General features: G+C 67.0%; 15 protein-coding genes and 1 tRNA gene. 7 read left to right on the forward strand and 9 right to left on the reverse strand.

The features are described 5' to 3' along the window. Nucleotides 1-2 precede the first annotated feature (2 nt). A complete protein-coding gene (locus PGP17_RS01745; RefSeq protein WP_270373963.1) occupies nucleotides 3-1013 on the reverse strand; it encodes a cation diffusion facilitator family transporter in 1011 nt (336 codons plus the stop codon). Nucleotides 1014-1098: 85 nt separating this feature from the next. Here PGP17_RS01745 and PGP17_RS01750 point away from each other — a divergent pair, with 85 nt between their 5' ends. Then, complete coding sequence (locus tag PGP17_RS01750) at nucleotides 1099-1899, forward strand: undecaprenyl-diphosphate phosphatase (protein ID WP_270373965.1); 801 nt, start codon at nucleotides 1099-1101, stop codon at nucleotides 1897-1899. Nucleotides 1900-1969: 70 nt separating this feature from the next. Here the strand turns inward: PGP17_RS01750 and PGP17_RS01755 are convergent, their stop codons facing one another. Continuing rightward, nucleotides 1970-2968, reverse strand: a complete 999-nt coding sequence (locus tag PGP17_RS01755; RefSeq protein WP_270373968.1) for a complex I NDUFA9 subunit family protein — start codon at nucleotides 2966-2968, stop codon at nucleotides 1970-1972. Nucleotides 2969-3199: 231 nt separating this feature from the next. On the opposite strand from PGP17_RS01755, the gene PGP17_RS01760 reads away from it, so the two are divergent. Further along, a tRNA-Leu gene (locus tag PGP17_RS01760) sits at nucleotides 3200-3286 on the forward strand. A 109-nt stretch (nucleotides 3287-3395) separates the two neighbouring features. Here PGP17_RS01760 and PGP17_RS01765 read toward each other — a convergent pair. From PGP17_RS01765 to PGP17_RS01795, 7 genes are all read right to left on the reverse strand, one after another. Further along, nucleotides 3396-3776 carry a response regulator gene (locus PGP17_RS01765; RefSeq protein ID WP_270373970.1) on the reverse strand — a complete coding sequence of 127 codons (381 nt, stop codon included), beginning with the start codon at nucleotides 3774-3776 and terminating at the stop codon, nucleotides 3396-3398. A gap of 101 nt (nucleotides 3777-3877) precedes the next feature. Then, entirely contained in the window at nucleotides 3878-5320 is a 1443-nt protein-coding gene (locus PGP17_RS01770; protein WP_206751083.1) for a glycosyltransferase family 2 protein, read from the reverse strand. Further along, nucleotides 5317-6375, reverse strand: a complete 1059-nt coding sequence (locus PGP17_RS01775) for a HEAT repeat domain-containing protein (RefSeq protein ID WP_270373973.1) — start codon at nucleotides 6373-6375, stop codon at nucleotides 5317-5319. Before PGP17_RS01775 ends, PGP17_RS01770 begins: the two co-directional genes overlap by 4 nt. Nucleotides 6376-6388: 13 nt before the next feature. After that, the gene (locus tag PGP17_RS01780) at nucleotides 6389-6766 is read right to left on the reverse strand and encodes a response regulator transcription factor (protein WP_270373975.1); all 378 of its coding nucleotides are present in this window, start codon (nucleotides 6764-6766) and stop codon (nucleotides 6389-6391) included. A gap of 89 nt (nucleotides 6767-6855) precedes the next feature. Next, complete coding sequence (locus PGP17_RS01785; RefSeq protein ID WP_270373977.1) at nucleotides 6856-7935, reverse strand: YaiO family outer membrane beta-barrel protein; 1080 nt, start codon at nucleotides 7933-7935, stop codon at nucleotides 6856-6858. A 94-nt stretch (nucleotides 7936-8029) separates the two neighbouring features. Beyond that, a complete protein-coding gene (locus PGP17_RS01790) occupies nucleotides 8030-9244 on the reverse strand; it encodes a hypothetical protein (RefSeq protein WP_270373979.1) in 1215 nt (404 codons plus the stop codon). 108 nt (nucleotides 9245-9352) lie between these two features. Beyond that, a complete protein-coding gene (locus tag PGP17_RS01795) occupies nucleotides 9353-9808 on the reverse strand; it encodes a MarR family winged helix-turn-helix transcriptional regulator (RefSeq protein WP_270373981.1) in 456 nt (151 codons plus the stop codon). A gap of 120 nt (nucleotides 9809-9928) precedes the next feature. Between PGP17_RS01795 and PGP17_RS01800 the strand changes: the two genes are divergently transcribed. The 5 genes from PGP17_RS01800 to lptB all read left to right on the forward strand — a co-directional run bounded on the left by PGP17_RS01800 (nucleotide 9929) and on the right by lptB (nucleotide 13465). Next, nucleotides 9929-10351 carry an organic hydroperoxide resistance protein gene (locus PGP17_RS01800; protein ID WP_270373982.1) on the forward strand — a complete coding sequence of 141 codons (423 nt, stop codon included), beginning with the start codon at nucleotides 9929-9931 and terminating at the stop codon, nucleotides 10349-10351. 151 nt (nucleotides 10352-10502) lie between these two features. Then, entirely contained in the window at nucleotides 10503-11117 is a 615-nt protein-coding gene (locus tag PGP17_RS01805; RefSeq protein ID WP_135945016.1) for a ribonuclease D, read from the forward strand. A gap of 90 nt (nucleotides 11118-11207) precedes the next feature. After that, nucleotides 11208-11897, forward strand: a complete 690-nt coding sequence (gene lptC / locus PGP17_RS01810) for an LPS export ABC transporter periplasmic protein LptC (RefSeq protein ID WP_270373983.1) — start codon at nucleotides 11208-11210, stop codon at nucleotides 11895-11897. Beyond that, nucleotides 11894-12499, forward strand: coding sequence for an LptA/OstA family protein (locus tag PGP17_RS01815; protein ID WP_135945018.1), 606 nt, complete (start codon nucleotides 11894-11896; stop codon nucleotides 12497-12499). Before lptC ends, PGP17_RS01815 begins: the two co-directional genes overlap by 4 nt. A 210-nt stretch (nucleotides 12500-12709) precedes the next feature. After that, nucleotides 12710-13465: an LPS export ABC transporter ATP-binding protein gene (gene lptB / locus PGP17_RS01820; RefSeq protein ID WP_442915128.1), complete on the forward strand. Its 756-nt coding sequence runs from the start codon at nucleotides 12710-12712 to the stop codon at nucleotides 13463-13465. Nucleotides 13466-13470: the final 5 nt, after the last annotated feature.

The following is a 13470-nucleotide window of genomic DNA, read 5'->3' on the forward strand; positions in this document are numbered from 1 at the left end:
GTTTAAGCCGGATTGTCCGCTCGCGCCGCGCCGGACTCATCCCCGCCATCGCTCTCTTCGCCGCGTTCGGCCTTGAAATAGGCGTTGCCGTGCGGTTCCGCCTCTCCTTTGGGATCGGGGTGGATCAGCACATCGGCCGCCGGATAGGCCGCCATGATGCGCTTCTCCGCCGCCACCACGATTTCATGCGCCTGCGACAGGGTGAGGTCGGGGGCCAGATCCATGTGCATCTGGATATGGACGAACGGCCCGGACGCCCGCGTGCGCAGCTGGTGCACGCCCAGAACGGCAGCATCGTCGGACGCGATCTTCAGGATGGCGGCGCGCTCCTCGTCGGGCAGTTCGCGGTCCATCAGGCTCTCGAAAGCGGCCGAGCCGACCCCCCACGCCGTCCAGACCAGCCACAGGGCGACGGCAAAGCCGACAATCGGGTCGGCGCGCACAACGCCGAAGCCGCTGGCCAGCACCAGGCCGGCAATGACCACGCCGTTTGCGCCGAGATCGGCAAAGTAATGGGCCCGGTCGCCGGTGACCGCGAGCGAGCCTGTCTGGGCCACCGCCCTGTTCTGCGCCCAGACCAAGACCAGCGTCAGGACGATGGACATGACCATGACGGAGAGCGCGATCCCGCCCGCCTCGATCGGCTGGGGCTGAAGGAAGCGCAGCACCGATTCCCGCATCAGCAGCCCGGCCGAGAGGAGGACCAGCAGGGCCTGCATCAGGCTGGCGAAAGCTTCCGCCTTGCCATGGCCGTGCCGGTGCTCGCGATCGGCTGGAGAGGCCGCATAGCGCACCGCAAAGAAGGTGGTCAGAGAAGCGGCGAGATCGAGCGCGGAATCGGCCAGCGAGGCCAGCATCGCGACCGATCCCGACAGCCACCAGGCCACCAGCTTGGCCACGACCAGCGTACTCGCCACGCCGACGGAGAGCGCCGTCACCCGGCTCGTGATCTTGCGGGCCTTGGCCGGGGCGAGCTTGCCCGGTCCGCCTGTGTCGAGACCGTCATGGGCCATGGAGGTAAGACCTGTTCTGCGCTGCAGCACCGTGCCATTGTCCGTTCGCAAGTATAACGCGCCGGCGCAAGGGAACAGGCGGCAAATGACTCTCTTTCAGCTTTTCATTCTCGCTCTCATTCAGGGCATCACCGAATTTCTTCCCGTCTCCTCCTCCGCCCACCTCATCCTGGCGCCCTATCTGACCGGATCGGACGACCAGGGCGCGCTGATCGACGTGATGGCCCATGTCGGTACCCTGCTCGCCGTCCTGCTCTATTTTCGCCGCGACGTGATGGCCGTCCTTTCCGGCGCGCCGGCCCTGCTGGCCGGACGCATGACGCCGGGCGGACGGCTTTTCCTGATGGTGGCTGTGGCCACGCCGCCCGCCGTCATCGTCGGCGGCGTGCTCTACCTGACCGGCTGGGTCGACCTGTTGCGCTCCCCGGCTGTGATCGCCTGGGCCACGCTTCTTTTCGCGCTGCCGCTCTGGCTCGCCGACCGTTACGGCCCGCAGGTCAAGACCAGCGAGACGCTGACCTGGCGCGACGCCATCCTCATCGGCCTCGCCCAGGCCATCGCCTTCATCCCCGGTGTCAGCCGGTCCGGCATCACCATGACGGCCGGGCGCGCGCTCGCCCTCACGCGCAGTGAGGCGGCGCGCTTTTCCATGCTGATGTCGATTCCGCTCATTGCGGTTCTGGGCCTGTCGGCCATTGCCGAGCTGGCGACCGGGGAAATGGCCGGCGTGGCGCTCGTGGACGGCGCGCTCGTGACCGCGCTCTCATTCGGCTCGGCCTTCCTGGCGATTGCCGCCCTCATGGCCATTGTCGAACGGGTCGGCTTCCTGCCCTTCGTGATCTACCGCGTCCTGCTGGCCGGCGTCATCCTGATCTGGCTGATCTGAGCGCACATACACCAACGCCCGGGGCGCAGGCTCCGGGCGTTGGTCCATTTCTGCGTGACGATGATCGCGTCTAGGCGCGGGTTTCGCGTACCGTCTCGTAATCCTTGTCCGCAAACTGGCCGCCCTTGCGGTAGCGGATCAGATAGCTGGGCACCACCGACTCGATGGTCTCCGCATCGATGCCGAGATCGGCCAGCGTGGGATGGCCCTCATCGGTCGCGCCGACCACATTGTCGCTCTTGAGCAATTCGACCTGGTCGCGCGTCAGGAAAGGCTGCACGAAAGGCAGCTTGCCCGCGATTTCACCCAGCAGGCCCAGCGCACCGGCCGCCGGAAACGGCACCGGCAGGAGCAGACGGCGGCGCCGGATCGTGCGGAGGATGAATTCCATCAATTGCTTGAAGGTGTAGACCGACGGTCCGCCGAGTTCGTAGGTGCGCCCGGCGGCGGCCGGATCGAACAGCACCTTGACCGCCGCTTCGGCGACATCGCCGACGAAAACCGGCTGGAAGCGCGTCTTGCCGCCGCCGATCAGCGGCAGGGCCGGCGCGAAGCGCGCCATGTCGGCGAACTTGTTGAAAAACTCGTCCTCGGCCCCGAACACGATGGAGGGGCGCAGCACCGTCGCGCCGCTGAAGGCCTCGCGAACCGCACGCTCGCCTCTGGCCTTGGTCTGGCCGTATTGGGAAGGGCTGTCGGGATCGGCGCCGATGGCGGAGATGTGCACCAGGGTTTTGACCCCGGCCTCGCTCGCGGTTTCGGCCACGGTGCGCGCGCCGCGCTCCTGCAGGCCGGAAAAAGTCTGTCCGCCGCTCTCGTAGAGAATGCCAACCAGGTTCACGACCCCGCTCGCCCCCTCGACGGCGCGCGCGACACTGGCCTTGTTGCGCAGATTGGCCTGGGCGAGCTGGATCTGGCCGGGCACGCCCATCGGTTTCAGCTCGTAGGCTAGGTTCGGCCGCCGCGTCGCGACGCGCACCCGGTAGCCCTGGCGCGCCAGCTCGCGCACCACATAGCGTCCGATAAAGCCGGACCCGCCGAAAACCGTGATCATTTCATCGCGCAGCATGTCGTCATTCGCCTTTGAGCGTGGATGAACAGCCGACCGGGCCGGCAGCTCGAACCGGCCCGACCCGCTTTCAAGATAGGGCTATGGCGCGATAGACCAAAAAACTTCGCCCCTGTCCATGCGCCGATACGCTGCAGGTGCGCTGCAGACCGCCGCCCCGGCGCCGGCTTTGACAGCCAAGCGGCGTTGACACGCGCCGCGTCCTTCAATATTTCAGCCGCTCCTTCACTTGCCCAGGTGGCGGAATTGGTAGACGCGCTGGCTTCAGGTGCCAGTTCCCGAAAGGGAGTGGAAGTTCGAGTCTTCTCCTGGGCACCATTACCGGTCCTGAAGGACCTCCAGACACACAGGAGCCGCGCTGACGCGGCTTTTTCTTTGTCCGCCCGGGCCGGGGCGGGACGCCCGCGCTGTGGGCGCCCGGCTTGAATCAGGCCGCGTCGGTCGGGCAGCCGGACACGCCGATCTGGCCGAGCGCCTCGCGCAGATCCTCCGGCATGAAGGGCTTGGCCAGGAAGGCCGCGGCCGCCCAGGCCTCCGGCACGGTTCGGCGGTCCGAACCGCTGGTCAGGATGAAAGGGATGTTGCGGGTGGTCAGCTCTTCCACCAGCGACCAGGCCGCCCCGTCCTGCAGGTGGATATCGACCAGGGCGCCATCGGGGCATGAATCGTCGAGAACTCTGGCGGCATCGACCGTATCGCGCACCGGCCCGATCACCACGCACCCGCACTCTTCCACGACGACGGTCACGTCCATCGCGATCAGCGGATTATCTTCCGCCACAAGAATGCCCAGCGGCTCGTCTGACATGGTTTCACGTCCCGTATGATCTGCTTCCCGAGTTTTTCTACCATGACGGGAAGGTAATGATACATACGGTGCCGCAGCGCGAGCGGCGCCGTTGCAGCCGGCTATTGCGACTTGCGGTCCGGGGAAGAAGGCGCAAATCCCTTGCGCGTCATCGTGCCCCACTCGCCGCGCTTGCGGGCAAACTGCCACCAGCCTTTCAGGCGCCAGATCGTGTTGAGCTGACGGTAGCCGAAATTTTCAAGCACCGCGACTGCCAGCAGGAGCGCAAGCTGGCTGATCTTCGGGAACCGGCGCAGCTGGCGCTCGGCAAGCAGCAAGGTCGCCACGCTGATCGCTACGCCAAAGGCGAAGGTCACGGCCAGGAAGGCCAGGAACCAGGGCAGTGACAGGAATCCGCCCAGCCAGAGCAGCGGAATGAGAATATAGCCGCAAACTTCCAGGGGCGGCCCCACCACATAGACCAGCAGCATATGGAGCAGGCCGAGCAGTCCGACCCGGCCATAGCGCGGATTGAGCGTCATGCTTTTGTGGGCAAAATAGCTTTCCAGTGCGCCGCGCTGCCATCGCGCTCTCTGGCTCGCCAGCGCGCGCAGGGTCTCGGGCACCTCGGTGAAGGCCAGCGGCTCGGGCAGATAGGCAATGCGGTACGCCTTGCCGCTGCGCTGCATGTGGTGGTGCAGGCGCACGACCAGCTCCATGTCCTCGCCCACCAGATCCGTCCGGTAGCCGCCCGCCTCGATCACGAGGCCCCGGCGAAACACGCCGAACGCGCCGGAGATGATCGTCAGCGCCCCGGCCTTGCTCCAGGCCAGCCGGGCCACAAGGAAGGCGCGCAGATACTCGACCGTCTGAAACAGGGCGAGCAGGTTGCGCGGCAAGCCGATCTCGGTGATGCGGCCAGCCTCGAAGCGGCAGCCGTTGGCAATGCGGATGCTTCCGCCCACCGCAATGACGCGCGCGGGATCCTCGATCATCGGACGCACGGCGCGCAGGAGGGCATCGGGCTCGAGCAGGGTGTCGGCATCGATGGCGCAGAAAACCGGAGCACGCGCCAGGCTGATGCCGGCATTGAGCGCGTCGGCCTTGCCGCCATTCTTCTTGTCGATCACCACCAGGCTCGGAAAGTCCCGCGAGGTGTAGACCGCCCGGATCGGGGCATGATGAAGCACTGTTTCATGCGCGCGCACCGAGGGTTCCAGTGCGAAAGCCTCGATTAGCCTGTTCAGCGTGTTGTCCGACGAGCCGTCATTGATGACGATGATCTCGTATCGCGGATAGCGCAGGGCGAGCATGGTGCGCACGCTCTCAACGACGGTCAGCTCCTCGTTATAGGCGGGCGCCAATATGGCGACCGGCGGGACGAGATTGCCGTAGCGCCGCCACAGCAGCGCCGCGCTTTCCACAGGCTTGTCCCGGCTCAGCGATCGCGCGGCGACGGAAAACTGGATCAGCTGTACCGCATTCTGCAGCACGCCCGACGTGATGATCACCAGCGATATCGCCTGTGCGGCCAGAATGCCGCCACCCAAGAGTGCGTCCATCATGCGGCCTGCCGCTCGGCCAGGATCATTTGCGCGGTATGGGGCCCCGATTGGCCGCCCTCGCGCGCTGCAATCTGTTTGAGCCGGCCAATCCCCGCCTCGCCGAGCTGGGCCAGCGCCCATCCGGCCTGAAAGCGGACCTCCCAGTGCGGGGCTTCCAGCATCTCCGCCAGGCTGGAGGACAGGGAAATCAGGCCCAGCCGGCCGATTGCCTCGGCCGCCAGCGCCTGAATGTCCGGTTCGCCGTCCCGGGCCGCCTCGTCCAGTATGTCGCTGTCTCCCGGCCCGCCCAGCACGCCCAACGCCTTGATCCCGGCCGCGCGTACGGCAAGGTCGTCGGCGCGGGCGCTGCGCCGCACGGCCTCGATCGCTGAAACGGCGCGGGCCCGCACCAGGGCCTCCACAAGCTGGATCTGCAGGGACGGGTGCAGCGCGCCGGTGTCGAGCGCGCCGGACAGCCGCAGCGGGTCGGCCCGGGCGATGTCCAGCAGAAGATTGGCGAGTTCGGCCGGCGCACCGCGCCGATGCCCGTAGACCCGCTCGAGCAGGCGGTCGAGATCGGGCGTGATCCCGATACCATGCAGAGCCTGCGCGGCGGCAACGGTTTCGCGCAAGGTCGGACAGGTTTCAAACGCCCGCTGAAGCGCGCGGCGGGCTCCCGCGCCGCCGACAATTCCGATGGCCTCGATCGCCATGAGTCTTGTGTCCAGTCCGGGCTTGTCCAGAAGGCGGGAGATGCGCCGCGCGGCCCGGACCTCGCGAAGGGCCACCATGGCGCGTTCGAAGTCGCGCCCGCGCACCAGCGCCGACAGCTCGATAACGGCGAGCGCCGTGCGTCTGGGATGGCGGATGAGCGCCCGGAGCCGGGTTGAGGGCAAGGCACCGGCCTCCATCTGCACGATGAGCGTCTCGGCAAGTTCCATGGCCAGACGGGTCGACCGCCTGGCCCAGTAGCCGCCGAGCCAGCGGCGCACGAGCATCGCGGCGAACAGGCTCAGCGCTGCGGCCGCCAGGAGAAGCGCCCCGGTCCAGATTGCAATGAAGAGACTGTCCACCATCGCCGGGGAACGCCTAGGATGCCGGCGGCGCGAGATGCGTCGCGGCACGTTCGACAAGCTCGGAGGGCGCGAAAGGCTTGGTCAGGTAATCGGCCGCGCCGGCATTCAGGGCACGCGCGATGTCGGCTTCGTCTTTCAGGGCTGATACAATGATCACCGGAATGGAACCCAGCGGGCCGGCCTTCAACCGCTTCAGCGTGGTAAAGCCGTCCAGGGCGGGCATGATGAGGTCGAGCATGATGAGGTCGGGCGACCAGGCGTGCGCCTGATCGAGCACTTCCATCCCGTCGCGCGCGGTGAGGACCTCGTAGCCGGCATCGGTGAGCCGCGACTGAGCGATCTGCAGCATGAGCGGATTGTCATCGGCAATCATTATCCGGGGCTGGGTCATAGTCGTGCGGCCTCGTCTGGGAGGGCTGGATCGGGCGCCTGGGGAGGCCGGATGCATCCGGAAGGCAGACCGGATGCCGGGCTTGCCGGCTAGAAGCGGCGATTGGCCGAGATCGTGATCTCGGTCCTGTCATAAGCCTCGCGCGATTCATGAACGAGGCCGGCCTGGAGACCAAGCCGGTCGGTCAGCTGGTAACGCAGGCCCAGCGCCGCCGACTGCACCTCGCTCGTGCGCCCGCTCTCGGTGTCTGGGGCATCGGTATAGCTCGCGATGAGACGCGCCCGGTCGGACGCGCGCAGCTCTCCGGAGACTTCCCAGCCAGTCTGCAGGGCACGGGTTTCGTCAAGGTAAATCATCGCGCGCAGACCCAGCCGCAGCCCATCCGAACGCGCTAGATAGCGCACGCCGGGCTGCACGGCGAAGACATCCCCCACTCCATACCGCGATGCCGAGGCCTCGACCGTGGCTTGAACGCCGTCTCCACCGGGCGCGGTCGGGCTCTCGTAACCGCCCCTGATGGCGGCCTGCGCCCGGAAGTCGGCCTGCGGCGCGCCACCGAGCGTGACGTAGGCCAGGCCGCTGTCTGGCAGGCCGCGGGCATAGGTGAGGGAGAGATAGACATCCTCGTCGTCGAAACGCCGGCTCCAGTGCGCTAGCCCGGTCAGGCTGGTTTCCTCGCCGATGCGCCGGCCCAGCGCCACACCGGCCTCGCGCCACGGGCTGAGCGGTCCGGACAGGGAGCTGTAGGCGGCAAACACATCGGTACGCCAGGGCGAGCGGGCCGGACTTTCGCGAGCCGCGTCGATCCGCGCGCGCAAGTCGGGGGGCGTCTGATCGTCGGGCAGGGCCGCGGCCAGCTCGGCGGCGCGGTCGAGGTCGCCGCGGTAATAGGCAAGCCGTGCAAGCGCGATATGCGCATCGGTGTAATCCGGCGCGAGATCGAGCGTGCGCTGCAATGCCGCTTCGGCCTCATCAAACCGGCCCAGCGCGGACAGGGTCAGGCCCAGCTGAAGAAAGACGTCGGCATTAGCCGGTTCGCGTTGCGCCACCTCCGCCAGGATTTCGGCCGCCTCTTCGAAACGTCCGTCGAGACGCGCGTCCACGCCCGTCTCGTAGGTCGGCGCCTGCAGAACCAGCGCTGCAGACAAAAGAAAACCGGAAATAGTCATGAGGAGGAAGATGCCTCGCGTGGCCGCGGGAGAATCGGACGGTCTGGGGTCCGGCGCGCGGCAAGCAGGCCGCGCAAAACGTCGAACGGGTGCGTTACTCGATCAGGCCGTGAATGACGAGACCGGCATAGCTGCGAAAATCGAGAAAGCGCGGTTCCACCGCCTCCGCTGCCGAGGCCAGTGCGGCATAGTCGCCGCTGAAGCTGATACGGCTCGCCGGAATCGTCACCGAGTGGCTGTAGGTAAAGGCGGGTTGCCCCTCCCTGCCCAGCACCGTGTGGCCGTGCAGTCTGGCATTTGCGGCCTCGCCGGTGTCTGCAAGTGTGAGCTCGCCGCTGTCCTCCCTGCGATAGACCTCCGCGGTTTCGTCGGGCAAAGCGCCCATCTCCAGGGCCACAGCGACGGGCACGCCGTAGGTATCGCCCCAGGACAGCAACGGCGTGGCCGCCTGCAGGATCGCCTCTGGCGTTGTGCGGTAGGCCATTACGGTCAGGCGGGTCGCGCTCGGTGCGGCTGCAGCGAGCGCCGCCGCACCGCCCGGCACGGCGGTGATCCAGAACGGCACCACGATTTCGACCGGCTCGCCATAGGCCGCGCTCAGCGCGGCCAATGCCTGCGCCCATTGCGCGAAGGTCTGCACCGGGGCGCTCGCATACTGATCCAGCAGGTAGGGCTCGATGTCGTACTGCAGCCCGGACAGCGGCGTGCGCGGGTAGGCGGCATTGAAATGGGCCAGCGCCTGGGCACGCTGACGGGCATGCTCGAGACCGTAGCCGGAGATCATGCGCGGATCGCCTTCGACGGCGTGAACTGCCACACCCCGCGCATTGGCGCGCCGGATCAGACGGGATAGCGCATCGGGCCGCTCGATCGCGCCCTGACGGATGGGCACGGCGATGTAGAGTACGGACAGCCCGGCGGCCTGGGCGCTCTCGATCAGGGCTGCCGGATCTTCGGCCCAGACGGCTTCACGCCAGACCCAGGCGCCGCGCACGCGTTCTGTGGACATCTCGCCTGGCTCCGTCGCGGCGCCTGCGAGTGCCGGCAATTCAGGCGACGCGCACCGGCGCGAGCCGACTTCCGCGTGTCCGTAAGCGCCTCCGGACTCGCGGGGATTGCCGAGATAGAGATGGATGCTGGCGACGCATTCTGGCTCGGCCTCGGGTACCGCGCCGGACCAGATGGCCTCGGGTTCGATCTCTTCCTGCGCCTCGGCAATGCCCGTCTCCGCCCCTGCGATGGCAAGAACAAACAACAGTCCGGCTATCGCCGTGTCGCGCATCAAACATCCCTGGCTTCTGCGGATCATCCTCGCCTGTTTCAGGCGTCACCTCAACAATCGGTCCGGAAGATTGCAGATTCGTTGACGCGCTGAGCGCGGCACAACCCGGACTTGGGGCCCGCAGCGGACGGCCGGTCAGGTCGCCTTGGCCGCTTCGAGCGCCTGCTCGCGCAGGGCGGCCAGCGCCTCGATCCAGACATCGAGATCGGTGCCCGCCTCCTCGGCCAGGGTGTGAATGCAGGACAGCGCGTCGGACGCCTCGCCCTGGAGCGCCCGCCCGCCTTGTGTGACCCGCACGCGGACCACGCGCTCGTCGCGCGGATCGCGGGTGCGGGTCAGATGCCCCACCGCCTCGAGCCGCTTGAGCAGCGGGGTCAGCGTGTTTGTCTCGAGAAACAACCGCTTTCCAAGCTCGCCCACCGTCACGTCATCGCGCTCCCACAAGGCCAGCAGAGTGATGTATTGCGGGTAGGTCAGGCCCAGCTTTGACAGGTGGGGCCGGTACATCCGGTGGATCGCCGCATTCGCCGAGTAGATCGCGAAGCAAAGCTGCTGGTCGAGCGTGCCGGGCCGGCCGGTTGGCGCAGACATGGGCGTGTGTCCTCATTTTTATCGTGCACGATTATATCGCCATACCTTGACGACGAACAGGCCCGGCTCTTTATATCGTGCACGATCTTTTCGCTCACGATTCTTTTGAAGGAACTCCCGATGACCCCGCTCTATACCGCCAAGGCAACCGCCGATAAGGGCCGCAAGGGCCGCGCCGTCAGCGATGACGGCCGTCTGGACGTCGGCCTGTCCACGCCGAAGGCACTCGGCGGCGACGACGGCCCCGGCACCAATCCGGAACAATTGTTCGCCGCAGGCTATGCCGCCTGCTTCATGAGCGCGATGCAGCTCGTGTCCGGTCAGACCGGCATCAAGCTGCCCGTCGAGGCGCGCGTGCACGCCGAGGTGGGCATCGGTCCGCGCGAGGCCGGCGGGTTCGGTCTTGGCGTCACCCTGACTGCAGAGCTGCCCGGCCTTCCCGAGCCGGATGCCCGGACGCTGGTGAACGAGACCGAGAAGGTCTGCCCCTATTCCAACGCCACGCGCGGCAATGTGAGCACAGTGCTCAACGTCGCGGGATAGCGAGAAACGCGTCCCGACCCCCGCGGGTGCCAGTGCGCGCTGGCGCCCGCGAAGGTCCTGCAGCGGGGGCGTCGCATTGACGCTTTTGCGCAAACGGCCGATACCGGGCGCTGATTTTCCTGTTCGAGACAGAGGCGACGGAGCGGCGCGCATGACCATTCACCTTCACCGCGGGGACCTGCCCACCGGGATCGATTTTGGCGACGCGGTCGCCGTGGATACCGAGACACTGGGTCTCTCGCTCGTGCGGGATGAATTGTGCCTGGTCCAGCTCTCGGCCGGCGATGGCGACGCGCATATCGTCCAGCTCGACCGGTCGAGCTATCACTGTCCGAATCTGAAGGCGCTGCTGGCCGACAACGCGATCCAGAAAATTCTGCACTTCGCGCGCTTCGACGTGGCGATGTGCGAGAAATATCTCGGCGTCACGCTCGCCCCGGTCTTCTGCACCAAGATCGCGTCCAAGCTGGTGCGCACCTATACCGACCGGCACGGTCTGAAGGACGTCGCGCGCGAGATCGCCGGCGTCGAGCTCTCCAAGCAGCAGCAGAGCTCCGACTGGGGCGCCGCGGAGCTGAGCGAGGCCCAGCTGCAATATGCCGCCTCCGACGTGCTTCACCTTCACGCCATCCGCGACGGGCTGAGCGCCATGCTCGGCCGCGAGGGGCGCAGCGAACTGGCCCGGGCCTGTTTCGATTTTCTCCCTCACCGCGCCCGGCTGGATCTGGCCGGCTGGCCGGATACCGACATCTTTGCGCACTCCTAGGCGCGCCGCGTACCGCCGCGTGCGCCTTGAAACTGCCGCTGGGTCCGGTCACAACGGGCGCGCACAGTTTTTCAAAGCCGCAGGCTGACGATGGCCCATACCGCCGACATGCTGGCTGAACGCCTGACCCCGCGCCGGGCCGACGCTTTCGCCGCCGCCCAGCGGCGCTCGGTCTTCGTGCGCCGCCTGCGCATCGCCCTGCTGGCCGGCATCGGCCTCATCGCTCTGAACATCGTGCTGCAGAACATCCTGCGGGCACCCGATGTCTCCGGCGGCACGCCGGAACAGCCCACGGGCGAGCTTGAACGCATCGTCAATCCGCGCTTCATCGGCCGGGACGAGGACGGCACGCCCTTCGTGGTGACTGCCGACAGCGCCGTGCGCCGTCCAGGCAGCATTGTCGGCCTGACCGAACTTGAAAACCCGCGTCTGGACTATTCGATGCTGGGCGAGGGGCTGGAAGCGGGCCCCGGCGCGGTTCTCGCCAATCTGGGCGTCTACAATCCAGAAACGCGCAGCCTTGAACTGAACCAGGCCGTCAACCTGTCCACGCGCTCCGGCTACCGCTTCGAGACCCCGAGCGCGACCATCCAGCTGCCCGAGTCGCGCATCGTGGGCGAGGAGCCGGTCTATGGCGAGGCGCCCTGGGGCGCGATCCGGGCGGGCGGGTTCGAGGTGCACGAGGAAGGCCGGCGTGTCATATTCACTGACGGCGTCACGACGCGGCTATACCTGAACGAGCGGTCCGACGAGACACGCGATACGGAGACTGGTCCATGAAATCTGCCCTCCTGCCTGCCCTTCTCCCGGCCCTTCTGGCGCTTGCCGCGGCTGCCCCGGCCAGCGCCCAGGTCGGCGCGCTGGGCTCGCCCGGCGACGGCCCGCTCGATATCAGCGCGAACGATCTCGAGGTCTTCGACCAGGAGAACCGCGTGGTCTACAGCGGTGACGTGAATGCGATCCGTGGCACCGCGCGCCTGCGCGCCGACCGGATCGAGGTCTTCTTCGAGCCCGGCGGCGGCACCGGCTTCGGCGCCGTCCAGCGCATGCGCGCAACCGGCGATGTCTTCTACGTGACGGCCACAGAAATCGCCCGCGCCGACGAGGGACTCTACGAGATCGCCGACGAGCGTATCGTGCTGATCGGCGACGTCGTGCTCACCCAAGGCTGCAACGTCTCCACCGGCCAGCGCCTGACGGCAAACCTCGCCACCGGCGTGTCCGAGCTGGCCGGCGCTACCGGTGAGGCCGGTGAAACGCGTGTGCGCAGTGTCTTCTTCCCCGATAGCGAGGAGGAAGAGGGCGCCGAGCCTGTCGTGCGCGAAGACTGCCCGGTACCGGAGATCCCAGGCGACGGTCCGCAGCCCTTCGAAGAGGGCTAGGGGCCCGGCCGGGCCCCTTAGCGCCCCTGTGCCGGCTGCCTGCCAAACCACGTCCGGCCCACTGCCCTGGCCTGCACGGTCGGAGCGAGCCCGTGTGAATCGCCTCATGCAGGCGGCGCGCGGGAATGACCTCTTGCAATAATCGCGCCGAGTTGGCGTGTTTCACCAAATCTTAGGCATGGACCGCTAACGATGAGCGATATGGAAACGATGCAGATCAAGCAGCCTGACTTTGCCACGCCCGCCGCAGAAGGCCTGCAGGTGGAGCGGATCGGCAAGGTGTTCGGACGCCGCGCAGTCGTGAAATCCGTCTCGCTGTCGCTGCAGCGCGGCGAGGTGGCGGGGCTGCTCGGGCCGAACGGCGCGGGCAAGACCACCTGCTTCTACATGATCACCGGGCTCATCTCGGCCGACCACGGACGCATCCTGCTGGACGGGCGCGACATCACCAATCTGCCCATGTATCAGCGCGCGCGTCTCGGCATCGGCTATCTGCCGCAGGAGGCCTCGATCTTCCGGGGCCTGTCGGTGGAAGACAATGTGGCCGCCGTCGCCGAGATTGCCGAACCCGACCGCAAAGCCCGCGAGACGCTCGTCGACGAGCTGCTCGGCGAGCTGCGCATCGACCATTTGCGCAAGTCGCCCGCGCTGGCGCTGTCCGGCGGGGAGCGCCGCCGCGTGGAGATTGCCCGCGCCCTGGCCGCGCAGCCGAGCTTCATGTTGCTCGACGAACCCTTTGCCGGCATCGATCCGCTGGCCATCGCGGATATCCGCGAACTGATTGTTTACCTTAAGCAGCGCGGAATCGGCATTCTGATCACCGATCACAATGTGCGCGAGACCCTCGAAATCACCGATCGCGCCATGATCATTCACGACGGGGAAGTCCTCTTCGAGGGCGCACCCGACGAGGTACGCCAGGACGCCAATGTGCGCCGGGTCTATCTCGGAGAAAGCTTCAGCTAGGGGGC

The sequence above is a fragment of the Marinicauda sp. Alg238-R41 genome, from assembly GCF_947331485.1.
GTDB classification, from domain to species: Bacteria; Pseudomonadota; Alphaproteobacteria; order Caulobacterales; family Maricaulaceae; genus Marinicauda; species Marinicauda pacifica.